Genomic DNA, 23,317 nt, shown 5'->3' on the forward strand with positions numbered 1-23,317 from the left:
TATCATAAATTGCAAAAATCATTATACTTGCACATACAATATTCCATTGCATTCTAATTTGATTTTTAAACTGGAACTTATATGAGCACTGAGAAACATTCGCGGAATGACAAAATGGCAGGTAAAATAGAGGTTCCACAATTCAAAGTACAGCAAAGTGATGAAATTGATTTGATGGCTTTGCTCTCTGTTTTAATAAGAAATAAATTTCTTATTCTTGCCATAACTGTAATAATTTCGCTTATCAGTACGCTTGTGGTATTTCAATTACCTCAAAAATGGAGCAGTACAGCCGTTATTATTCCACCGACTTCAGAAGAGATTAAAGATATCACTGAACTGGGTACACAACTAAGTGTACTCGATGTTAAAATTGATTTATCCACGCAGCGAATTTTTAACACTTTTATTGATGAATATCGTTCTAAAGTTAACCAAGAAGTTTATGTTAGAAGTACAAGTTACTACAAAGACTTTATTCAAAGTACAAACAATGCGGATAAAGTTAATATTGATCAACGGTTAGTGAATAGTATTATTTCCAGTAGTATTCAAATTAAAGATCAGTCGAAAGAGAAGAATAGTAATTCAACAGATATTATTCTGACATTTACGGCGCCTCAACCTGCTGAAGCTCAAGATTTATTAGCGGGTTATATTCGTTTTACGGCAACAAAAGTAAGAGAACAGTTTAAGAATGATATTCAAAATGCGGTAGCACAACAGCTAGTTTATGCAAATGAGTCGTTTAAACAAGAAGTTACCAAGATTCGTACTGAATATGATGTGAAAGTTGAAAGGTTAAAACGCGCGATTGCTATTGCAAAAGCAGCGGGTGTCCGCAAGCCAATTGTCTCTGATTCAGCAATCATCAATGATGATCCTGATTATCCAATTGCCCTAGGTACTGAAGCGTTGGAGAAAAAATTAACAATTGAGTCTCAAAACAGAGATATTGCGTTGATGAGTGAGGATTTACAAATCCGTCAACATTATATTAAAAGCCTGTCAGAGCTAGATATTGATACTATCGATTTTACGCCAATTAAATTTATTCTTTCTCCTGATTTACCCGCGAAAAAAGATTCGCCAAAATCATCTTTAATTATTGCATTAAGCGCAATATTAGGTTTTATTCTTAGTTGCGTTTATGTCCTGACTCGAGATTTGTATCGCGATTATAAAAAAAATAATACTTTGCTTTAAATTGGAACTAATCCAAACTGGATAGTTATATTAGACACTAAATTGCATTTATGTTGAATGAAGCTAGCTACCCGAATTATCATATTCTTATATTTACGGGGTTTTTATCGGAATAGCGGCTTTGTTCACTTAGAAGCGTGCTTTATTATTTTGATGTTTTTATAAACAATCCGTTGTCTAAGGTGATGGTTTATATTTATCGTGCTAGAATAGCGTCATCTAAACTATCTGATTTGTTCATTATGAAATTCCCCGGTCAACGTAAATCAAAGCATTATTTCCCAGTTAGTCTCAGAGATCCGCTTTTGCATCCTATTAAAGAGCGTATGGATGATGATGAAAACTGTAAATCTTATATAGTTGGTATCGACCAGACATTGGTAGATATTGAAGCCAAAGTTGATGATGAGTTTATTGAGCGCTACCAACTTAGCAAAGGTCACTCTTTAGTGATTGAAGATGATGTAGCAGAAGCGTTATATGAAGAACTCACAAGCAACGCATTAATTACACATGAGTTTGCAGGGGGAACAATCGGAAATACATTACACAATTATTCTGTGTTAGCCGATGATCGCTCTGTACTATTAGGCACCATGTGTAACAATATTCAAATTGGTAGTTATTCTTACCGTTACCTTTGCCATACTTCCAGCCGCATGGATCTCAACTACTTACAAGGCGTTGATGGTGCGATTGGTCGTTGTTTTACATTGATTACAGAAAATGGCGAACGGACATTTGCTATTAGTCCCGGCCATATGAATCGCCTACGCCCTGAGAGCATCCCAGAAGAAATCATTGCTGGAGCATCTGCATTGGTTTTGACAGCATATTTAGTTCGCTGTAAGCCGGGTGAAACAATGCCAGAAGCAACCATGCAAGCTATCACTTATGCTAAAAAGCATAATGTCCCAGTGGTATTAACGCTTGGTACTAAGTTTGTTATTGCACAAGATCCGCAATTCTGGCGTGATTTTCTCTCAGAACATGTTTCTGTCGTCGCAATGAATGAAGATGAAGCATTGGAACTAACTGGATTCAATGATCCGTTGCTGGCTTCAGATATGGCACTTAATTGGGTTGATTTAGTGTTGTGCACAGCAGGGCCATCGGGACTGTATATGGCGGGTTATACGGAAGAAGCGTTCAAACGAACAACTCAGCATCCATTATTGCCTGGTGCAATTGCGGAATTCAATTTATATGAATTTAGCCGTGCAATGAGACAGCAAGATTGTGATGCTCCCATGCGCATATATTCTCATATCGAACCTTATATGGGTGGGCCTGAAAAAATCATGAACACAAACGGTGCAGGAGATGGTGCATTATCTGCATTGTTGCATGATATTACAGCAAATTCATATCATCGTATGAATGTGCCTAATTCTAGTAAGCATCCACGTCAATACCTGACTTATTCATCATTAGCACAAGTGTGTAAATATGCTAACCGAGTTAGTTATCAGGTACTCAGTCAACACTCACCACGTTTAACTCGTGGCTTACCGGAAAAAGAAGATAGTTTAGAGGAGTCCTACTGGGATCGTTAATTCTCAACTTTATTCTTATGTTTTTCAAAATAACACCTTACCGTTTATATAAATAGTGAGGTGTTATTTCATATGATAAATATAAAAAATTGCACCTTGATTAGTTAAAGTAACTTTTAAAATTAAATAGATGTCGTGGGTTCTTTTTAATGATACCTTATTAGTAATAAATGTTATTTATAGAACCCACGGATAAATTTGTTATTTTATATCTAGATTAATGAATAGTAATTATTGAGTTATTATCTTCACTTAGCAGTGATTGACCATTTTGTGGGTCACATGCGCCAGTATCTTGTTCTGGAGGCTCCGAAGAAATTATATTGAAACTATTTCCAGAAGAGTTTACAACCTCGAGAACTGAAACATATGCCATTGCTGTTACTTCAACATTTGGATATAAACCGCTAGCACTTAAATTGATATTAACCTTCCCCTTGAACGATTGTGATTAAGATATTTCATCAAATATTTCAATGAGTTCTTCCTTATGAATTTGAGCATGGTCATTTGTATTCATTCAAGATGAAAAAGAGTTTAATCCGAGATCTATTTGATATTTATGTATAAAATTTTTATAACGTTGTGACTCTTCTAATACCCTTGTTTCAAAGGTGCCACTACCTTCTAATTTAGCCCATGCTCCAATTCCTGAAACAGATGCTGAAACTCCCGAAATAAGCCCTTTTTTGTAAGATTTGCCAAGATGAGCTCTTGGTTGCAATAAAAATATCGCTATTTGAAAGTAATATAAATATATTATTCATGTAATTTCCTTTTGGATTAATTAGTTTACATTTTTAGTAGTGTTAACTTAATATAATGCTCAAAGTTTGTTTTGTGAATAATAGTTAATTTTAAAGAGTTTGTAGAGTTATATAATAATAGGTGTTGATATTTTATATTTATAATTTTTTATTATGGATGTTTTATTTAATATGATGTTGTTGTTTTAAATTTAAGCTTTTAATTGTTATGTTTATTTCCCAAGTGTGATGAATTAATAGTTTTCTATATGTTAGCTTATATTGGGTGAATTTTTGGTGTCAGAGTAGAGAGTGAAATAAAATATTTAGATACATGTTCATTTTTTTGCATTTAATTTTATCTTGGTATGGTTGATTTTTATGCATCACATTATATCGAGTTGTGGCTAATAATGCACTGCGCTAATACCCAGAATCACAATGTTAACTTGTGATCCTGAATATCGGCGCAATTTCTTACATACAGCTTAAATTAATGGGACGGTTTTAGGTATTCATCGAGATTTCTACCTTCATCTTCCTTGGTTGAGCTATCACTATTTGTTGAACCAGCCTCAGGAATATCTTGGCACATAAATGTTGCCATAGATTTGGCTATTTCATGTTCACCAATAATAATATGATCCGCACCACGCTCTTTAATAAAGCTAACTTCATCGTCATAGTGAGCACGAACAATTACAGTAATACTCGGATTAAGTGCTTTGGCATTTGCGACGATTTCACCTGCTTCATAACCATTAGGAATGGTAAGAAGTAGTGTTTTTGCGCATTCAATACGAGCAAGATTAATCGTATCTTTATTTGCACCGTTACCTAGAATAGCGCTGAATCCATTTTCGGCTAGTTCTTCAAACTTAGCTCGAGTATCTTCAACGACGACTAATGGAATATTACGTCTGCGTAGTTTATCCGCTAACATTGCTCCGACACGGCCATAGCCAACGATAATCGCATGACCACAAATATCGACAGGGATCTGCGTCTCTTCTTCCAATGTCTCTTCAAGAAGCTGCTCTTCAATAGTTTCAGTTCTTTCTAAATACTTATCTAATAAACTAAATAATACCGGATTAAGCATAATTGAGAAAATAGCACCAGCTAAAACTAGGTTCTGAGCATCTTTGTCCATGACACCGAGTGCCATTCCCAAGCCTGCTAAAATAAAGGCAAATTCACCAATTTGTGCGAGACTGACGGAGATCGTTAATGCAGTTCGCCGCGAATGTCCAAACATTCGAACAAGGACAAGTGCAGCAGCTGATTTACCGATAATAATAATCGCTAGAACAGCAATGACACCTAATGGATGGTCAAGCAATACCGTTGGGTCAAATAGCATTCCAACAGAAACAAAGAACAGAACAGCAAATGCATCTCTTAATGGTAATGTGTCTTGCGCTGCACGATGGCTTAATTCAGATTCATTTAAAACCATGCCCGCAAAGAAAGCACCAAGTGCGAAAGATGCATCAAACACAGCAACAGCGGCATAGGCAATTCCGAGCGCAAGTACAAGTACCGCGAGCGTAAACAGCTCACGAGAACCAGTTGATGCTGTACGGGACAGGATCCAAGGAATCACTCTGCGGCCAATGACTATCATGATAAAGATAAAGGCAATCACTTTACCGATTGTCCATGCAAGCCCTATGAGTAGTTCACTAAAGCTTGCTTGTTCTGAATTCATTATAGCGGCAGCGGCAGGTAACAAAACAAGTGCTAATACCATTGCCAAATCTTCAACAATCAACCAGCCAATCGCGATTTGTCCGCGCTGACTTTCAATAAGCTGTCGTTCTTCTAGGGCTCGAAGTAATACAACGGTACTTGCCGTTGATAAACAGAGACCGAAAACAATCCCTGAAAAGGTGCTCCAGCCAAACAACATAGAAAGGCCAAAACCCAGTAAAGTTGCAACGGCAATCTGTGCAACCGCGCCAGGGATGGCAATTGCCTTAACGGCTAAAAGATCTTTAAGTGAAAAGTGTAATCCAACTCCGAACATCAATAGGATAACACCAATTTCGGCGAGTTCTGGAGCAAGTGCAGCATCTGCAACAAAACCAGGTGTGAAAGGACCTGCTAAAACACCAGCAGCCAGATAACCTACTAAAGGGGAAATTTTTAATCGCTGAGCGATCATACCTAACAGATATGCAAGGGCGAGACCACCAACAATGGTTGTAATTAAGGGCGTTGAATGCTCCATCTAGTCTCCTCTGGTTATTGTGTGAAAAAGTATTGGGTGGGTACCTACATGCCATTGACTTCCAATATTGTGAATGCTCGCCATGCCCGTCATACTTCGATTTATATCGTTGTTGGCTTCATTCGATCACACGAGTCACATACTTATGTATGTTTCTAGTGATTCACTCGTTTGCCGCCATGCCCGTCATACTTCGATTGATAAACTCACGCTATCTTGGCTAACGATGCGTTCACATATTGGAATGCACTTTGCATATAATTTCATTTTATCTTTATTTGAGGGAAATTTCCTTAAAAAAATGAAATGTTTTTCAAATAAAACCGCTTCATTAGTGCTAAATCGTTACAAAGATGTTGTTTATATGAATTTTTGTTGAATTTTAAGTAGTATATAGATAGAACCACCCATACTTATGTTTTGATAAGTATGGGTTAAATAAGGGGAAATGACTATTTTTGTTCTAAATTTGGTAACAATACAGTAAAAATTCCAAGTAATGGGAGAAAAGCGCAGTATTGATAAACTTGCTCTATACTCGTTTTATCAGCAATCTGACCCAGTACAGCAGCACCAACACCTCCCATGCCAAATGCTAATCCGAAAAACAGTCCTGAAACCATGCCTGTTTTACCCGGTATCAATTCTTGGGCATAGACCAAAATAGCGGAAAATGCTGAAGCTAATATCAACCCAATAATTATCGTTAGGATACTTGTCCAATATAAAGAGGCGTGAGGAAGCATTAATGTAAAAGGTGCGACGCCTAAAATAGAAAACCAAATAACATATTTTCGGCCAATTTTATCGCCAATAGGCCCACCAATCATCGTACCAGCCGCAACAGCGAATAGGAAAATAAACAGATGAATTTGGGCATTTTGAACTGACACACCAAATTTATCGATTAGATAAAACGTGTAGTAACTGCTGATGCTCGCTAAATAAAAGTATTTAGAAAAAATTAATATCAATAATATTGCTAAGGAACCAACTACGGCTTTACGTGGGAGAACGTTGATTTCAACGTGATAAGCTGGTTTTTTACTGGCAGCGCGATGTTGCTGTTTATACCAGCTACTCACTTGCAGGAGTATCACAATCGCTAACAATGCTGCGAGAGAGAACCAACCTACATTACCTTTGCCATATGGTTCAATAATTAATGCTGCAAGTAGAGGACCTAGGGAAGACCCTAAATTCCCACCGACTTGGAAAAATGATTGCGCAAGGCCATGGCGACCACCTGAAGCCATTCGTGCGACACGGGATGATTCAGGATGGAATACAGAAGAACCCGTTCCAACAAGTGCGGCGGCAAGCAATATGACAGGGTAGGTTTCAGCCATTGCCAGTAATATTAACCCCGTGAGGGTGAAGCCCATACCAATAGGTAGCGAGTAAGGTTGCGGATATTTATCGGTATAAGCGCCAATTATCGGTTGTAGCAGCGATGCTGTAATTTGATAAGTTAGTGTAATCAATCCAATTTGTGCAAAGCTCAATGAGAAATCAGATTGTAATAAAGGATAGATAGCTAATATCAACGATTGAATCATATCATTCAACAGATGAGAAACGCTGATAGCAGTTAGAATGCTAAAAACAGTTTTTCCGGCAGGTTTTGATGGTTTAGTCTTTATTTGACTTGTTGTTTGCTCACTCATAATTAGTAACTTTTCGTTGTGTTGCACAATTGTGATCAATATAACGCATCTATAATTTATGTGAACCAATAAATATACCGTTTAAAAAAATCACGGATAGTATTAATTTGAATAAGATCTCAATTCAGTGAAACAGATATTGATTTACGCATGGATTATCGGATTTTGCTCGCAGTTTCATGCTATAAAACAGGGTTTACTATTAAGTCTATAATCTACACATATCGCAAAAAAAATTTATATGGGCCGGGAGAGAAGTATGAAGTTGACATTTAAAGCATCTGCATGCGCATTAACAGTATCTTTAGCATTATTGCCAGCTGCTCTGGCAAATGCTTGGGAAAAAGACAAAACGTATAATATTACTATTTTGCACACTAACGATCATCATGGTCACTTCTGGCATAACGATCATGGCGAGTATGGATTAGCTGCTCAAAAAACAGTTGTTGATGAAATTCGCGATGAAGTTGCAAAACAAGGTGGTAGCCTACTACTGCTTTCCGGTGGTGATATTAACACTGGCGTACCAGAATCTGATTTACAAGATGCTGAGCCTGACTTCAAAGGCATGAACTTAGTGGGTTACGATGCGATGGCATTAGGTAACCATGAATTTGATAATCCTCTCGAAACGCTTCGTAACCAGCAAAAATGGGCAAATTTCCCATTCTTATCTGCCAATATCTATCAAACTAGCACAGGTAAACGTCTTTTCCAGCCATATCAAGTTTTTGATAAACAAGGCGTTAAAATTGCAGTTATAGGCTTAACAACAGATGACACTGCAAAACTTGGCAACCCAGCCAATTTCCCTGATGTTGAATTTAGAATTCCAGCAGTAGAAGCTAAAAAAGTAGTAGAAGAGCTTCGAGAGACAGAAAAACCAGACATTATTATCGCTGCAACTCATATGGGCCACTATGATAACGGTCAACATGGTTCGAATGCGCCTGGTGATGTCGAGATGGCTCGCAGCTTACCAGCAGGCTATTTGGATATGATTGTTGGTGGTCACTCCCAAGATCCGGTTTGTATGTCGGCTGAAAATAAAGACTATAAACAAGCAGATTATGTGCCAGGTACACCTTGTGCACCAGACAATCAAAATGGAACTTGGATTGTTCAAGCACACGAATGGGGCAAATATGTCGGCCGTGCTGACTTTGAATTTAAAAATGGTAAGTTTACGCTGAAACATTACCAACTGATCCCAATCAACTTAAGTAAAAAAGTCACTAAAGAAGACGGGACAAGTGAACGCGTTTACTACACCAAAGAAATTGCACATAATGCCGAAATGATGAAGCTGTTGACGCCATACCAAGAAAAAGGTGGTGAGCAACTGAATGTGAAAGTAGGTTCTGTTGATGGCAAGTTGGTCGGTGATCGTAACAAAGTTCGTTTTGAGCAAACTAACATGGGTCATTTATTGTTAGCGGCACAAAAAGAACGCGCAGATGCTGATTTTGCTATCATGAGTGGCGGCGGCGTACGTGATTCAATCGAAAGCGGTGATATCAGCTATAAAGACGTGCTGAAAGTACAACCATTCACTAACGAACTAGTTTATATTGATTTCAAAGGTAGCGAAGTACTGCCATACCTACAAGCTGTTGCAAATATGAAGCCCGATTCAGGTGCTTATGCTCAATTCTATAATGTGAACCTCACATTAAATGCAGACGGCAGTATCAGTGATGTGAAAATTGATGGCAAGCCAGTCGATCCTGAAAAAACCTACCGTATGGCAACATTGAATTTTAATGCGATCGGCGGTGATGGTTATCCGAAGCTGGATAGTCACCCTAGTTATGTCAATACTGGCTTTGTGGATGCTGAAGTATTGAAAGGCTATATCGAGAAACATTCACCACTCAAAGCAGCGGATTATGAGCCTAAAGGCGAGATTATTTATAAAAAATAATTAAACGTTCGCGGTTTTACATTGAAAGCCTCAATTCAGGAATGAATTTGAGGCTTTTTTGGAAATATAAGTAAGCACATAATAAGCGCTATGAGTTGAGAAGCTTAATAAATAGCGAACGAATGAAAGTAAGAAAATGAGCCTATTGATAGATCAGCAATAAAAAAATCAATACGTTGCCTGTATCGCTAAAAGCCGCTGTTGCTTACGTTTTCTTTATTTCAGCAAATATTGCATTTAATACATTGGCAAGATCATTCGGTGCTAACTCAATATCCAAACCACGCTTTCCACCCGAAATAAACATAGTGGTAAATTGCTGAGCTTGACTATCAATTACGGTTGGTAAGCGTTTTTTCTGGCCTAATGGGCTGATGCCGCCAACTAAGTAACCTGTCGTTTTTTGTGCAACTTGTGGGTCAGCCATTTCGACTTTTTTGACTTTGAATTCTTTAGCGACCAATTTTAAATCTAATTGACCCGAAACAGGGGTGACTGCAACTGCTAAATTTTTTTGATCACCATTAAGCGCAACGAGAAGCGTTTTAAATACTTGTTTTGCATCTAAACCTAGTTTGCTAACGGCTTCATCGCCAAAATTATGTACACTAGGATCATGATCATAAGGATGAAGAGTGAAATTAATTTTTTGTTTTTCGAGTAACTTTACTGCGGGAGTCATGTTTACACCTGTTGTTTAAAAAAATAACCTAATTGCGCAGATAATCGACTAGGCTACCATCACCAAATAAATGTAAGGCACCTACTGCAACCACATAATTACCATCGGGTAATGATTTTAGTGTACCACTCCAATCGCGGTTGCGTTGTTCCATCAGTACTTGATAAACGTCGTCACTAAAGGTTTTTGGCAATGTGACACAGTGATCAGGCTGATAATCGAGCCACCAACTGATCATCGTTTGCAAAGATCGGGCATTAGTGCGCCAATGTTCTAATGTATCCTCTAACAAAGGTAGACCTTCATTGGGTAGCTTCAAGAGTAGCTCTACTTGGGAGTCAGTACCTTCTAATTCAATAATCTTTTTTTGCTGGGATTGAGCATTGCGTAGCAGCTGATAATCAATGCCATATTGGCCACGTAATCCCAGACCTTGTGCTTGTGTAGCTTGCAAAACTAACGCAATTTGCCATGAAGGAAGATTATCGAATTGAGCTGGATCTTGATGAATTTCTTGGCAATATTGTAAGAATAGTTGATATTCATTTTCGCTAAGACGCTGATTTAATGGGATACGCAAAGTGTCTTCTTGAGGAAAAGGCGACCGTATATCAGTGATATCGGCTTCCACAATTAACGCATCGGCTTGGTTCAATTTTTCGAGCAGTGTTGCAGAAAGAGGAAACATATTTTCAGTTCCCATATGAATACTGCCAACAATATGCAGTTTTAATTTTTTTGATAGGCGAACATCAATGGCAGGGTAAGGATAGACCATCGCGGCTTCTGTATGTAGCCAATTTCTTAGATTTTCGAGCAGCTTTCCCATTTTTGCCTTTCCACTGTTTAGTATCAGTTTGTTAGATTAAACAATCCAGCGTGGATTTGCGAACAACTTAAGTTCAAGAAAATCATTTTATGTCGATCATAGATAAATACAATGATAGATAAATATGCGATTGAGGCGAGTAGAGAGTAACGAAATGTCGCGGTATAGAAGATATTTTAATCTCAACTTATTGATATAACATTAAAATCATAATTTGCATGGAGCAGAAAGCTTATTGTTGTAGTGTAAAATACACATAACATGAGAAAGTCACTGCTCAAATATAATCGTCTATGATCCAATAAAAAGCATTCGTATTTAATCAATTCAAATCATTGAGAACCCCATTTATATGGGGTTTTCTCATTATAAGCACTTAGTTATTATCGATTATGACCGCAATACTGTCTTATGTTGCTTTTCTTTACGAGCAAACCAACGCACGCGTAATACGTCATAAGCTAAGTTAAATGCATAAGTATAGAAAAGGAAAAATACAAAAAAGCCAAGTTCTAATAAGAATGCATCTAATAAGGACATTTTCAGTAAAACTGCCAATATTGGAACACCGAAGATCACAAAACTTAATTCAAAACCAATGCTGTGAATGATGCGGACTTTGATGGGTCTAGGCCCTCTTGAAAGTGGCCAATAACGGTCAAATAGCATGTTGTAAAATAAATTTAACAGCATTGCGAGTGTTGATAATACTATTGCGATAGTCCCCATTTGAAAAATAGAGCGATCTAAAAGCCATGCGCTGATTGGGGCTGTGATCGCAATTGCAATCACTTCAAATGATACAGCGTGAAAAACTCGCTCCATGAATGTTTTTTGATATTGACTCATACCCACCTCAAATTGATTATTCAATAAAACAGGTGCAATTATTTGCAATTTTCTCTATATATACAAAATAGAACCCATCGATAAAACCGATACCAATATGAATTATTCCATCGAAACATTGCGTACCTTTGTTGAAGCTGCATCTTTAAAATCGTTTTCAGCAACAGCCAGAAAGCTAAATAAAAGCCAATCAACAGTCAGTAGTACCATTAGTGGGCTAGAAGATGATATGGGGTTCCCTTTATTTGATCGTCAAGGGAGAGAATCAACCTTAACGATTGCAGGTAAAAAAGTATTGAGCTTAGTCGAAGATATTTTATCTGCGGATGAGCGTTTGCAGGCACTAAGGGTTGAGCTTTCTCCTGATATTGAACCCAGATTAAGTTGTGCATTTTCTGATATTTATCAATCACCACATGCAGAACATGTGTTGAATACATTAGATAGACAGTTTCCACATATCGAATTTGAGTTTTTAATCGCTGAGAATGACGACGTTATTGATATGTTACAAAATCAACAAGCACATATTGGCATGATGGAATCAAGGATTGAATATCCTGCTGATATTATGTTTTCTCGTCTACCTATCCAAGGTGAATTAGGTTTATATGTTTTAAACACACATCTCCTAGCTCAAGAGAAAACTATTACCTATCAGCATCTAACAATGAATCGTCAATTGCGATTGAGTAGTAGTACCCAAACTATTATTAATAGTGAAAAGAATTGGTTAGCACCAAATTACTTGTTATTGCTAGAAATGGCGGAACAAGGAATGGGGTGGGCGATATTACCGACATGGTTAGTTAAACAATTTGGTCACGGCACACTGGTTAGCCTGAAATATGACCAATGGCCGCGTAAAATAGATTTAGATTTAGTCTGGTCTAAGAATAACCCACCAGGGAAAGCCGGTTATTGGCTGATTAATAAATTGCTTAGTGATAATAATCGTGTTGCTCAAGATCCTAATAAAGTCAGCTATATCAATAACTAATCAAATTGTATTGTTGATAACGATGTTCAGCTATCCGAATTACATAAAGAGCTATACGGTGAGATCGATTTAGATATATGAGTCGGAGTATGTGTTCTCTCCGACTCAATTTATCAATTAATCTTGTTTGGGTTTAAACCGCAGTAATCGGTTTGCATTACTGACGACAGTGATGGATGAAAGCGCCATCGCTGCGCCGGCGACGACAGGGTTTAACAATGTACCAGTCAGTGGGTAGAGTATCCCTGCTGCAATTGGAATGCCTAGTGTATTGTAAATAAAGGCACCAAACAGATTTTGTTTCATATTACGCAATGTCCCTTTCGAGATTGCGATGGCATCAGCGACGCCATGTAGACTTTGGCGCATTAAGGTAATTGAAGCCGTTTCAATCGCAATATCACTACCGCCGCCCATCGCAATTCCCACATCAGCACGGGCGAGGGCAGGAGCGTCGTTGATGCCATCTCCAACCATAGCCACTTTATGGCCCTTGGCTTGTAGTGCCTCAATAGCGGCTGATTTGCCATCTGGCATTACGCCTGCAATCACCTCATCAATACCTGCTTCTTTAGCAATAGCATTTGCAGTCACTGGATTATCACCCGTCAACATCACTAAACGGAAACCTTGTTTATGCAAGCGAGTTAGCGCACTGATACTGTCTTTTCGTAATGGATCACGAATCGACAGTAAAGCAGCGACCTTACCATCGACGGCTAACAGCACTGGAGTTACTCCCAAAGAAGCTTGCTGATGTAATGTCTCTTCGATAGCGCGAGTATCGATATCACTCTGCACCAATAATTTTTGGTTACCGAGGTAAATTGTTTTACCGTCAATTATCGCACTGACCCCTAACCCTGCTAAAGTTCTGAACTGTTCATTCGCGGGAATGATTAGCTCTTTAGCTCGATTGGTGATAGCTCGCGCCAGAGGGTGGTTAGAACCACTTTCAAGCGAAGCGGCAAGTTGTAGTGCTTCATCTTTATCAAAGCCATTAAAGGTGTGGATGTCGGTAACTTGCGGCATCCCTTCGGTTAATGTGCCCGTTTTATCAAATACGATAGTGTCTAGTTCACTGGCTTGTTGAAGTGCATCAGCATCACGAACTAGCACCCCAAACTCAGCTGCACGCCCCACGCCTGAAATAATTGACATCGGTGTTGCTAAACCAAGTGCACATGGACAAGCAATAATTAGTACTGTGGTCGTAATCACTAAGGCATAAGTAATTTGTGGTGCAGGGCCAACAAAGTACCAAATAGCGCCTGCAATTACGGCGATAGCGACCACAACAGGCACGAATATTGCTGAAATGCGGTCAGCTAATTGACCAATTTGTGGCTTACTACTTTGAGCTTGGCGAACTAAGTGAATGATACGTGCCAGAGTTGTTTGGCTTCCCACCGCCGCCGCACGGAACAATACGGTACCATCTTGCACCACGGTTCCTGCATGAACCTGATCACCTTTACTTTTTTGCTGCGGAATGGCTTCGCCTGTCAGCATAGCTTCATCTAACCACACTTCGCCTTCGATAATTTGACCATCAACAGGAACACGATCACCGGTTGCAAGGCGTAAAATCATCCCTTTTTTGACCTGTTCGAGTGGCATGTCAACTTCGCCTTGCTCTGTGACAACACGAGCAGTGGGTGGCGTCAAATCTAATAATCTTTCCAATGCTTTTGATGAGCGCTGACGGGCGCGTTGTTCAAGAGCATGGCCCAAATTAATCAGACCGATGATCATTGCACTGGCTTCATAATAGAGATGGCGAGCTTGTTCTGGGAACATATCAGGCCAAAGGTTAACAACAATTGAATAGAGCCAAGCTGCACCCGTTCCGAGGGCAACAAGCGTATCCATGGTAGCACTACCATTTTTGAGACTTTGCCATGCATTTCGATAGAAATGACCACCAGCAAATACCATGACCGCGAGTGTTAAGATACCGATAGTGAGCCAAATAGAATGGTTCTGAGACGTCAAGGTCATATTATCGCCCATCATCCCCCAAACCATCACTGGTATCCCGAGCGCTAATGCAAGCGCCGATTGCCAGCGGAAACGACGCATATTAGCATCAGCAACTTGCTGTTGCCGTTCACGTCGCTCAGTTTCATCTTGAATGATCTCAGCCCCATAACCTGCTTTTTCAACCGCAGCGATTAAGTCAGCTTGTTGTGCTGTTCCTGTCACTAATGCACTACGTTCCGCAAGGTTTACACGAGCATTTTCAACGCCCGGTACGCTACTCAGTGCTTTTTGTACTTTATTAACGCAGCTGGCGCAGGTCATACCATCTAATAACAGTTGAACACTGTCATCTGTTGGGGATATTTCAGGTTGCTCACCTAAATCAGATTCTTGAGCTGGAATATCACAAATTGCCGCTGAGTCAGCTTCCGGCTGCTCAATTTGCGTGGTCAGCGGCTCAGTCTTTGGGTGGGAATCACCTTCTGGGCTGAGACTAGCTTGGTAGCCAGCAGAGGTAACAGCAGAAATTAAAGCATCTACCGATGCTGTGCCGCGAACACTAGCAGAGGTTGTATTCACTTCAGCTTGTTCAACGCCGTCGACAGCTTCAAGTGCAAGGCGTGTTTTCTCAGCACACTTCATGCAGCTGAGGCCAGATAGTGCCAAAATAGTTGTGTTGGAGTCTGCTAGCGTCGCTTTGTAACCTGCTTGTTCGACAGCATTGATCAATGTCTCAACAGCGACATTACCGTAAATTTTAGCTTGTTTTGTATCAACTATGGCGGTGGCAACACCATCAACAGCCTCTAATGCTTGCTGGGTTTTACCTGCACATTTCATACAGCTAAGTCCAGAGAGTTGCAAAGTAACATCTGGTTCTCCAGCAACTTTTGCCTCATAACCTGCTTTTTCAATGGTCGAAATCAGTGATTCGGCAGTGGCATCAGTATCAATCACTGCATACTCAATGGTGACTTTGATGCTTTCAATATCAGAACGCGCTTCAAGCGCTTTGGTTACTGTACCCACGCAATGCATGCAACTTAGGCCTTGCAGTGAGAGAATGATTTTGCTGCTCATAGTAAAATCTCCTTAACTCATGACTCATTATATTTTTATTCGAGTTCTATACACAAAATAATCGAAGCTGCTTATAGTTGACTGGAAAAGATATCCCGAACATCATATATAACAGTTTAATATGATGTGCTAAGTGCCGTACCCTAATTAAATCAAATGTTATGTAACTTGAAATAATCATTGGTGCGTCGACATGTAGGAAAGGTTAAACCCTCCTGCAAGGTTAAGGTCAAGGGGGAATAATGAATATTAGTGAAATTGCTAAAAAAACCGGTCTTACCGCGAAAGCGATCCGTTTTTACGAAGAGAAAGGGTTGATTACTCCACCTGAGCGTGGTGAAAATAGCTATCGTTATTATCAAGATAGACATCTAGATGAGCTGGGATTGCTCAAACAGGCTCGAGATGTTGGCTTTACCTTAGAGGAGTGCGGTGAGTTGTTGGGGCTATTCCGTAATCCAGAAAGACACAGTGCAGATGTGAAGAGTACGACAATCGCCAAAATTCAAGAGATAGAGCAGACAATCGCAAAATTGTCTGCTATCAAAGGTACATTGCAAGAATTAGTCGACGCGTGCCCCGGCGATGAGGGTGCCGATTGCCCGATTATTGACCATCTTGCTCGTGGATGCTGCCATCATGGTAAGGCTTAACGTGTAATGTAATGCCGTCAACTGAGGTGACGATCACTTCAGTGCCTGCTTTAAGCGGTGATTCACTGTAGGCACGCCAACTACCGTCAGCAAGACGCACGCGGGCAAAACCCTCTTCAGTATCCATCATCAAACGTGCCTTAACACCAATTAATTGGTGGCTCTTTTGATTAACGTCATCTGTTTGCGGGTCTTTACGCAGACTTAACCATTTACGCCATAACACAGCGGAAACAACGGTTAAGATAGCAAACAAGATGCCTTGCCACTCCCAACCGACGAAGGGCAATACCAGTGCGATAATCGCCACAGCAACCGCGGCGATCCCTGACCAGAGTAAATAACCACCTGTGCCAAGTAGTTCACCAATCAGCAATAAACCACCAAGACACAGCCAAAACCATGCGGGTTGAATGCTGATAAGTTCTATCATGAGCCTACCTGCTTTTTATTGGCGCTGTTTTTTTTACTTTCACTCAGAAGTTCAGTGATCCCACCAATTGCGCCCATCAAATTACTGGCTTCAAGTGGCATCATGATCACTTTGCTATTTTCAGCAGAACCAATAGCGGTTAATGCATCTGTATATTTTTGTGCAACGAAGTAGTTAATCGCTTGCATATCACCGGCAGCAATAGCCGCAGAAACCATCTGAGTTGCTTTAGCTTCTGCTTCAGCAGCCCTTTCACGAGCTTCTGCTTGTAAAAATGCTGAAGCTCGCTCACCTTCAGCTTTGAGGATCTGTGATTGTTTTTCGCCCTCAGCTTTTAAGATAGCAGCTTGACGAATACCTTCTGCTTCCAGAATATCAGCACGCTTGGTACGTTCGGCTTTCATCTGGGCATTCATCGCATTAACCAATTCTTTTGGTGGCTTAACATCACGGATCTCGATACGAGTTATTTTAACGCCCCATGGATTGGTTGCATCATCCACAATATGCAGGAGTCGGGTGTTAATCGAATCACGCTGTGACAGCATTTCATCCAATTCCATTGAGCCTAATACCGTACGAATATTAGTCATGGTCAGATTGAGGACTGACAACTCAAGATTGCTGACTTCATAAGCGGCACGCACAGGATCGACAACTTGAATAAAGCAAACTGCATCAATAGTCACGTTAGCGTTATCGCGTGATATAACTTCTTGCGAAGGGATATCAAGGACTTGTTCCATTACGTTGATGCGACGACCTATTCTATCCATAAAAGGCACAAGAAAATGCAATCCTGGTTGTAACGTACGGGTATAACGCCCGAAACGTTCAACAGTCCATTGATAACCTTGCGGTACGGTTTTTACACAGGTAAAAACAATAACGATAGCAATAAAAATAATAATCGGTATAGCACCAAACGCGAACAAATCCATTGTATTAATCCTTAATTAATAGAGTAATGAATACACCTTGCGGCGATATTGACTGGCTACCGCATCTCCGGTACCCATCGCTGACATAATATCCATCATAGTTTTTCTAACAGCGCCATCTCCAGCGCTGAGGTCTTTTTTCAAGAAGGTTAGCAATATTTCTAGTGCTTCTTCATTACGATTCACTTCATGTAATTTTAGTGCTAACTGCACGGCAAGTGCAGCATTTTCCGGTGCAGCGTCAAATTCTTGCTGTAATTGCTGAATTTCAGGGGTATCAGCAGCTTGTCTTGCAAGCTCAATTTGTGCGACTAGCCCTTGATAGCGACTATCTTGGTCTTGCATGAGTACTGTTGATAGCGTGGTTTCAGCTTCATCAACCAGATGCAATTTAATCTGAGTTTCAGCTAATAGCAGAGTAATATCGCCATTCTTCGGGTTGAGTTGATTTGCTTCTTTTAATAAAGGCAGAGCTTCTTGTAACTTACCTTCAGCTATCAGTTCAGCAGCTTGTGCTGCTTTCAATTCTTCAGGGCTTGGCAGAACACGCGACAGCATTTCAAGTACAACTTCTTCAGGCTGAGGGCCTTGGAAACCATCGACAGGACGGCCTTCTTGCAAAATATAAACGGTAGGAATTGCTCTTAGCCCAAATTGAGCTGCGACGTTTTGTTCAACATCACAATCGACTCGTGCCAGCATAAATAAGCCAGCATAGTCATTGGCAATCTTATCCAAAGTCGCGCCAAACTCTTGGCAATGTGGGCTTTGTGCTGACCAAAAATAGAACATGACAGGCATGCTCATGGATTGCTCAACAACTTGGTGTAGGTTTGATTCGTTAACATCCACTATTTGGGCAAAAGCTTGCATAAAATATCTCTTTTAAATGAATTCTTGATGATCTAAAGGTGGGGCTTTTTTGTTTTTTTTCAAGCCTTTTTTCCCTGACCCGCCAGTATTTTATCCATTAAGCAGTCTGGTAATAGCCGTTTTAGGATACGAACAATTACTGTTAGTAAGGTAACAGAGTAGCGAATGCGTGGGCGAGGACTCTCAAGTGCATGAATGAGTTTCGTGACCACGTGTTCTGGCGTTAATGTAAAACGCTGTGCAATTCCTGGGTTTTTGACGGGTTTATCTTGTTGAGTTTGGGCTACGTTTTGGGTGAAGCTGGTGTGAATTGGGCCGGGTTCAATCAAACTAATATGAATACCAGAACCTTTTAACTCAAGACGCAATGCATCAGACCAAGCTTCTAATGCATATTTACTGGCAGCATATGCACCACGTCCCGGAGTTGAGATAATACCCATGACTGAGCTGGTTTGTACGATGCGGCCTTCATTATGCGTTAGCATCGCTGGAAGTAAGCGTAGGGTCAATTGGTGTATCCCGAAAAAATTGGTTGAAAATTGTGCTTCAAGCTGTTTACGGCTGACGCTGGTTAATGCACCATAGACACCAAAACCTGCATTATTAAATAATCCGAAAAGGCGCCCATGGCACAGAGCAAGTACCTCATCAGCGGCAGCATCTATGCTATGGTGATCATCGAGATCGAGAGCGACCGTATCAAAACCGAGTTCTTTCAGGCGTAAAATATCAGATTCTTTACGACAGGCGACAATCACATGGTAGCCACGCTGGCGCAGAGTTTGAGCGGCACAAAAGCCAATACCGCTAGATGCCCCGGTGATAAATAGTGATTTTTGCATAACTTTACCTACCTGTAGGCTCACATTGAGTTAAAAACTGCTTTACTATAGCCAATCCACTAAGTGCTTATTTAGTTTCAGGAATTAGATAAGGTTTAAGCTGTTTTTCCATAAAATCAGCGATAGAAGGCTGAGCATCTTCAGTTGGGTGAATACCATCTTGTTGGATCCACTCAGGTTTGGTAATGATAGTTTCCATGTAAAAAGGGATTAGTGGAATATCATTTTTTTGTGCAAGCGTTGGGTAAACCTTTTCAAAGCTTGAAGTATAGCGTTTGCCATAGTTCGGTGGTATACGAATTTGCATTAAGAGCGGTTTAGCACCTGATTGCGTTATTTGTTCAATAATTTGCTGTAATGTGGTCTCCATCTGTTCGACAGATAGCCCCTGCAAACCATCGTTTGCACCTAACTCGACCAGAACCCAGTCAGGTTTGTGTTGTTTAAGTAAGGCAGGAAGACGCTCTAGCCCTTGCGCAGCAGTGTTTCCACTGATACTGCCGTTAATCACAATAACGGGCGGTGACATTTTCTGCCAACGCTCGGCGAGCAATGTAGCCCAAGCTTGCTCAGCCGGTAAGCGATAGCCTGCACTTAGGCTGTCACCTAGGATTAACAGTTTCGTTGCTGCGAGTGCTTGTCCACTTGCGGTCAGTAACAGGAGAAATACCAGTAAATGTCGGCGAAAAATATTCTTGAAGTTCATCATCTCATTAAACGTGTTGGTCAAGGTGAACATGAACTGACTATATTGCAAGGTGTTGAGCTAATTGTCGAGTCCGGACAGACAATTGCTTTGATTGGTGAGTCAGGTTCAGGTAAATCGACCTTATTAGGGATTATTGCAGGACTAGATGATGGTAGTAGCGGCAGCGTTAGTTTATTAGGGCAAGAACTGACTAAAATGAACGAAGAGCAGCGTGCGTTCCTTCGCGCTCAAAGCGTGGGATTTGTTTTTCAATCCTTCATGTTAATACCGACACTTAATGCGCTTGAAAATGTGCAACTACCAGCTCTATTACGAGGTGAGCCAGAATCCCAAAGTAGCCAACAAGCAGCTAGCCTATTAGCTGAATTGGGTTTAGATAAACGACTTAAACACATGCCTGCACAACTTTCGGGTGGTGAGCAACAACGAGTCGCTTTAGCCAGAGCGTTTAATGGTCGCCCAAAAATTTTATTTGCTGATGAGCCGACAGGTAACCTCGATCGTCATACTGGCGACAAAATTGCAGACTTACTGTTTTCGATGAATAAAGAGCATGGCACAACCTTGATCCTCGTCACGCATGATAATGAACTTGCGGCTCGCTGCCAGCGCCGCTTACGGCTTGTAGATGGTGTATTGAGGGAAGAGGTATGATTTGGCGTTGGTTTTGGCGAGAGTGGAAAACGCCATCGCTGTTGATTGTCTGGCTCGCACTCACTTTAGCGGTTGCCTGCGTACTCGCCTTAGGGCGGATAAGCGATCGTATTGAAAACAGCATGAGTTATCAAAGCCGTGAACTATTGGCAGGGGATTTAGTTTTACAATCCTCTCATCCTACTGATCCGGCTTGGTTACAACAAGCCAAAGACGATGGCATCAAGTTAAGCCAACAGATGTCATTTTCAACCATGGCATATTCAACGGCGGATGAGGACTTACGTCCACAACTAGTGCTGGTGAAAGCCGCTGATCAGGCTTATCCATTGTATGGTGATTTAATCACTGATCCCCCTGGTCTTCGCCCAACGAAGGGGGAAATATTAGTCACACCACGTTTGCTTGAATTACTCAATTTAAAAATTGGCGACAGTATTGATATTGGTGATACCACATTGAAAGTTGCAGGTCAGTTAGTGCAAGAACCTGATAGTGGTTTTAATCCCTTTCAGATTGCGCCCCGTGTCTTGATTTCACTTGATGATGCCGAATCAACAGGTGCAGTACAAATAGGCAGTCGCTTAACCTACCGCGATATGTTTGCGGGGGAAACCGCGAAAATTGATGCCTTTAAAGCACAATTTGATGGGAAACAGAGAACTGACCAACGCTGGTTTACCATGAATGACAATAATGGTGCAGTGGGTAAAACATTTCAGCGGGCACAACAATTTTTATTGCTTTCAGTGTTGTTAACACTGTTGTTAGCGATTGCTGCTGTAGTTGTTTCGATGACTCATTATTGTCGCAGTCGCTATCAATTAGTTGCAGTACTCAAAACGTTGGGAGCAGGGCGTTCAGCATTGCAAAAATGGGTCATTGGCCAGTGGTTAGTTATTTTACTTGCTGCCGCATTTTTAGGTTCGTTGCTTGGGCTAGCCTTTGAAGGCATTTTGATGAAAATTTTAGGTGCGATGCTACCTAAAGAGCTACCATCGGCCAGTTTATGGCCGTGGGTATGGGCGATTGGGACTTTATTTATCATCGCAATTATTGTCGGCATTCGACCTTATCGTCAATTAATGGCAACGCAACCTTCACGCGTATTGCGTGAGGATGCTAACTCGCCTGTTTGGCCATTACGTTACTATTTACCTGTTGTTGCTTTGATTGTTGTTGGTGGTTTGTTCCTATTCGCTGGCGTCAATCCTCTACTTTGGTCGATTCTTATTGGCATTGTGATTGTGGCGATATTGTTGGCATTAATTGGCTGGGTGGGGCTGTGGGTTCTACGTCAATTTAAATTTCGCCAACTGAGTTTACGGCTTTCGGTTAGTCGTTTGTTACGTCAGCCTTTGCAAACTATCACGCAAATGAGTGCATTTTCGCTATCGTTTATGTTATTGGCGTTATTGATTTTAGTCAGAGGGGATTTACTTGATCGCTGGCAGCAGCAACTTCCAGCCGATAGTCCAAATTATTTTCTGATTAACATGAATGCGTCACAAATAAAACCAGTGACTGAGTTGCTTGCTCAATATCAAGTGAAACCGACCGAATTCTATCCCGTAGTATTGGCGCGGCTGTCGGATATTAATGACACATCGGCGATTGAATGGGCTGATGCGCGTGATCCTGATAACAATACGGTTAGACGTGAATTGAGCTTAACTTGGAAGTCTACGCTGCCTGAAGCCAATGTGCTTGATCAGGGAACATGGCCACCTAAAGCGGGGGAAGTGTCGATTGAGCAGACTGTTGTCAAACAATTGGGATTAAAGATCGGCGATAAACTGACATTTAATGCGGGTGCTCAGGTATTTAGTGCAACTGTGAGTAGCATTCGAACGGTTGATTGGGAAAGTTTACGTCCGAATTTTTTCTTCATTTTTTCCGAAAATACATTAGCCGATGTTCCTTCGACATGGATGAGTAGCTTTCACTATGATGGTGATGGGAAATTATTAACAGATGTTAGTCGTCATTTTCCAACCATCAATGTGTTAGACACAGGTGCTCTGATTGCGCAAATTCAGCAAATCTTGCAGCAAGTGAGCCAAGCATTAGAGGTTATGGTGGTATTGGTTATCTTCTGCGGCCTGTTGTTACTATTAGCCCAAATCCAAGTGGGAATGAGTCAACGTGAGCGCGAGTTGGTGGTTTATCGTACCTTAGGCGCCAGCAAAAAGTTGATGCGTCGAACCTTGTGGAGTGAGTTTGCGCTATTAGGTTTGATGGCAGGATTAGCCGCTGCATTTGGTGCCGAAGTTGCATTGTGGTTACTACAAACTAAAGTGTTTGATTTCCCTTGGCAACCTGAGTGGTCAATGTGGATTATGTTGCCACTATGCGCTGCGTTATTGTTGTCGATATGCGGGGGATGGTTAGGCATCCGCTTACTCAATTCCCATCATACTTTGCGCCGATAGTTTTATCAGTAGCATCATT

19 protein-coding genes are annotated in these 23,317 nt (G+C 40.7%); 7 read left to right on the forward strand and 12 right to left on the reverse strand.

The features are described 5' to 3' along the window. Positions 1–81 precede the first annotated feature (81 nt). Positions 82–1,206 carry an LPS O-antigen length regulator Wzz(fepE) gene (wzz(fepE), locus tag OOA_RS00705; protein ID WP_040690688.1) on the forward strand — a complete coding sequence of 375 codons (1,125 nt, stop codon included), beginning with the start codon at positions 82–84 and terminating at the stop codon, positions 1,204–1,206. Positions 1,207–1,448: 242 nt separating this feature from the next. Continuing rightward, on the forward strand, positions 1,449–2,762 hold the full coding sequence (locus tag OOA_RS00710; protein WP_008910196.1) for an inosine/guanosine kinase: 1,314 nt from the start codon (positions 1,449–1,451) through the stop codon (positions 2,760–2,762). Positions 2,763–2,979: 217 nt separating this feature from the next. On the opposite strand, the gene OOA_RS20555 is transcribed toward OOA_RS00710, so the two are convergent. From OOA_RS20555 to OOA_RS00730, 3 genes are all read right to left on the reverse strand, one after another. Beyond that, entirely contained in the window at positions 2,980–3,138 is a 159-nt protein-coding gene (locus OOA_RS20555; protein ID WP_158467565.1) for a hypothetical protein, read from the reverse strand. Positions 3,139–4,001: 863 nt separating this feature from the next. Beyond that, entirely contained in the window at positions 4,002–5,741 is a 1,740-nt protein-coding gene (ybaL, locus tag OOA_RS00720; RefSeq protein WP_008910197.1) for a YbaL family putative K(+) efflux transporter, read from the reverse strand. A 452-nt stretch (positions 5,742–6,193) separates the two neighbouring features. Then, a complete protein-coding gene (locus tag OOA_RS00730) occupies positions 6,194–7,408 on the reverse strand; it encodes an MFS transporter (protein WP_008910199.1) in 1,215 nt (404 codons plus the stop codon). 259 nt (positions 7,409–7,667) lie between these two features. Here OOA_RS00730 and ushA point away from each other — a divergent pair, with 259 nt between their 5' ends. Continuing rightward, complete coding sequence (gene ushA / locus OOA_RS00735; RefSeq protein ID WP_008910200.1) at positions 7,668–9,335, forward strand: bifunctional UDP-sugar hydrolase/5'-nucleotidase UshA; 1,668 nt, start codon at positions 7,668–7,670, stop codon at positions 9,333–9,335. A gap of 205 nt (positions 9,336–9,540) precedes the next feature. Here ushA and ybaK read toward each other — a convergent pair whose 3' ends face one another. From ybaK to OOA_RS00750, 3 genes are all read right to left on the reverse strand, one after another. After that, positions 9,541–10,017, reverse strand: coding sequence for a Cys-tRNA(Pro)/Cys-tRNA(Cys) deacylase YbaK (ybaK, locus tag OOA_RS00740; RefSeq protein WP_008910201.1), 477 nt, complete (start codon positions 10,015–10,017; stop codon positions 9,541–9,543). Between the two features lie 28 nt (positions 10,018–10,045). Continuing rightward, the gene (locus OOA_RS00745) at positions 10,046–10,846 is read right to left on the reverse strand and encodes a TraB/GumN family protein (RefSeq protein ID WP_008910202.1); all 801 of its coding nucleotides are present in this window, start codon (positions 10,844–10,846) and stop codon (positions 10,046–10,048) included. Positions 10,847–11,236: 390 nt separating this feature from the next. Further along, positions 11,237–11,695: a multidrug/biocide efflux PACE transporter gene (locus tag OOA_RS00750; protein ID WP_008910203.1), complete on the reverse strand. Its 459-nt coding sequence runs from the start codon at positions 11,693–11,695 to the stop codon at positions 11,237–11,239. Between the two features lie 97 nt (positions 11,696–11,792). Between OOA_RS00750 and OOA_RS00755 the strand changes: the two genes are divergently transcribed. Continuing rightward, on the forward strand, positions 11,793–12,695 hold the full coding sequence (locus OOA_RS00755) for a LysR family transcriptional regulator (RefSeq protein ID WP_008910204.1): 903 nt from the start codon (positions 11,793–11,795) through the stop codon (positions 12,693–12,695). Between the two features lie 117 nt (positions 12,696–12,812). Here OOA_RS00755 and copA read toward each other — a convergent pair whose 3' ends face one another. Further along, positions 12,813–15,758 (reverse strand): copper-exporting P-type ATPase CopA, encoded by a 2,946-nt coding sequence (copA, locus tag OOA_RS00760; protein ID WP_008910205.1) that lies wholly within the window; start codon positions 15,756–15,758, stop codon positions 12,813–12,815. A gap of 242 nt (positions 15,759–16,000) precedes the next feature. Here copA and cueR point away from each other — a divergent pair, with 242 nt between their 5' ends. Continuing rightward, a complete protein-coding gene (cueR, locus tag OOA_RS00765; protein WP_008910206.1) occupies positions 16,001–16,411 on the forward strand; it encodes a Cu(I)-responsive transcriptional regulator in 411 nt (136 codons plus the stop codon). On the opposite strand, the gene OOA_RS00770 is transcribed toward cueR, so the two are convergent. The 5 genes from OOA_RS00770 to tesA all read right to left on the reverse strand — a co-directional run bounded on the left by OOA_RS00770 (position 16,365) and on the right by tesA (position 20,209). Further along, complete coding sequence (locus tag OOA_RS00770) at positions 16,365–16,844, reverse strand: NfeD family protein (RefSeq protein WP_008910207.1); 480 nt, start codon at positions 16,842–16,844, stop codon at positions 16,365–16,367. The genes cueR and OOA_RS00770 overlap by 47 nt on opposite strands. Next, a complete protein-coding gene (locus OOA_RS00775) occupies positions 16,841–17,785 on the reverse strand; it encodes an SPFH domain-containing protein (protein WP_008910208.1) in 945 nt (314 codons plus the stop codon). Before OOA_RS00775 ends, OOA_RS00770 begins: the two co-directional genes overlap by 4 nt. A 15-nt stretch (positions 17,786–17,800) precedes the next feature. Continuing rightward, on the reverse strand, positions 17,801–18,658 hold the full coding sequence (locus OOA_RS00780; protein ID WP_008910209.1) for a co-chaperone YbbN: 858 nt from the start codon (positions 18,656–18,658) through the stop codon (positions 17,801–17,803). A 59-nt stretch (positions 18,659–18,717) separates the two neighbouring features. After that, positions 18,718–19,503 (reverse strand): SDR family oxidoreductase, encoded by a 786-nt coding sequence (locus OOA_RS00785; protein WP_008910210.1) that lies wholly within the window; start codon positions 19,501–19,503, stop codon positions 18,718–18,720. Between the two features lie 67 nt (positions 19,504–19,570). After that, the gene (gene tesA / locus OOA_RS00790; RefSeq protein WP_148284508.1) at positions 19,571–20,209 is read right to left on the reverse strand and encodes a multifunctional acyl-CoA thioesterase I/protease I/lysophospholipase L1; all 639 of its coding nucleotides are present in this window, start codon (positions 20,207–20,209) and stop codon (positions 19,571–19,573) included. Here tesA and ybbA point away from each other — a divergent pair. Beyond that, on the forward strand, positions 20,180–20,866 hold the full coding sequence (gene ybbA, locus OOA_RS00795) for a putative ABC transporter ATP-binding protein YbbA (RefSeq protein ID WP_008910212.1): 687 nt from the start codon (positions 20,180–20,182) through the stop codon (positions 20,864–20,866). The two genes, tesA and ybbA, sit on opposite strands and share 30 nt — an antisense overlap. Beyond that, positions 20,863–23,298, forward strand: a complete 2,436-nt coding sequence (gene ybbP, locus OOA_RS00800; RefSeq protein ID WP_008910213.1) for a putative ABC transporter permease subunit YbbP — start codon at positions 20,863–20,865, stop codon at positions 23,296–23,298. Before ybbA ends, ybbP begins: the two co-directional genes overlap by 4 nt. Positions 23,299–23,317: the final 19 nt, after the last annotated feature.

The sequence above is a fragment of the Providencia burhodogranariea DSM 19968 genome (genome assembly GCF_000314855.2).
GTDB lineage: Bacteria > Pseudomonadota > Gammaproteobacteria > Enterobacterales > Enterobacteriaceae > Providencia > Providencia burhodogranariea.

Coding starts and splice junctions, on each gene's coding strand:
- ybbA (WP_008910212.1), top strand. CDS start 20,180: ATGTCGGCGAAAAATATTCTTGAAGTTCATCATCTCATTAAACGTGTT.
- tesA (WP_148284508.1), bottom strand. CDS start 20,209: ATGAACTTCAAGAATATTTTTCGCCGACATTTACTGGTATTTCTCCTG.
- ybaL (WP_008910197.1), bottom strand. CDS start 5,741: ATGGAGCATTCAACGCCCTTAATTACAACCATTGTTGGTGGTCTCGCC.
- OOA_RS00710 (WP_008910196.1), top strand. CDS start 1,449: ATGAAATTCCCCGGTCAACGTAAATCAAAGCATTATTTCCCAGTTAGT.
- OOA_RS00745 (WP_008910202.1), bottom strand. CDS start 10,846: ATGGGAAAGCTGCTCGAAAATCTAAGAAATTGGCTACATACAGAAGCC.
- OOA_RS00770 (WP_008910207.1), bottom strand. CDS start 16,844: ATGATAGAACTTATCAGCATTCAACCCGCATGGTTTTGGCTGTGTCTT.
- OOA_RS00780 (WP_008910209.1), bottom strand. CDS start 18,658: ATGCAAGCTTTTGCCCAAATAGTGGATGTTAACGAATCAAACCTACAC.
- ushA (WP_008910200.1), top strand. CDS start 7,668: ATGAAGTTGACATTTAAAGCATCTGCATGCGCATTAACAGTATCTTTA.
- OOA_RS00785 (WP_008910210.1), bottom strand. CDS start 19,503: ATGCAAAAATCACTATTTATCACCGGGGCATCTAGCGGTATTGGCTTT.
- cueR (WP_008910206.1), top strand. CDS start 16,001: ATGAATATTAGTGAAATTGCTAAAAAAACCGGTCTTACCGCGAAAGCG.
- OOA_RS00775 (WP_008910208.1), bottom strand. CDS start 17,785: ATGGATTTGTTCGCGTTTGGTGCTATACCGATTATTATTTTTATTGCT.
- copA (WP_008910205.1), bottom strand. CDS start 15,758: ATGAGCAGCAAAATCATTCTCTCACTGCAAGGCCTAAGTTGCATGCAT.
- OOA_RS00730 (WP_008910199.1), bottom strand. CDS start 7,408: ATGAGTGAGCAAACAACAAGTCAAATAAAGACTAAACCATCAAAACCT.
- ybaK (WP_008910201.1), bottom strand. CDS start 10,017: ATGACTCCCGCAGTAAAGTTACTCGAAAAACAAAAAATTAATTTCACT.
- OOA_RS00755 (WP_008910204.1), top strand. CDS start 11,793: ATGAATTATTCCATCGAAACATTGCGTACCTTTGTTGAAGCTGCATCT.
- ybbP (WP_008910213.1), top strand. CDS start 20,863: ATGATTTGGCGTTGGTTTTGGCGAGAGTGGAAAACGCCATCGCTGTTG.
- OOA_RS00750 (WP_008910203.1), bottom strand. CDS start 11,695: ATGAGTCAATATCAAAAAACATTCATGGAGCGAGTTTTTCACGCTGTA.
- OOA_RS20555 (WP_158467565.1), bottom strand. CDS start 3,138: ATGGCATATGTTTCAGTTCTCGAGGTTGTAAACTCTTCTGGAAATAGT.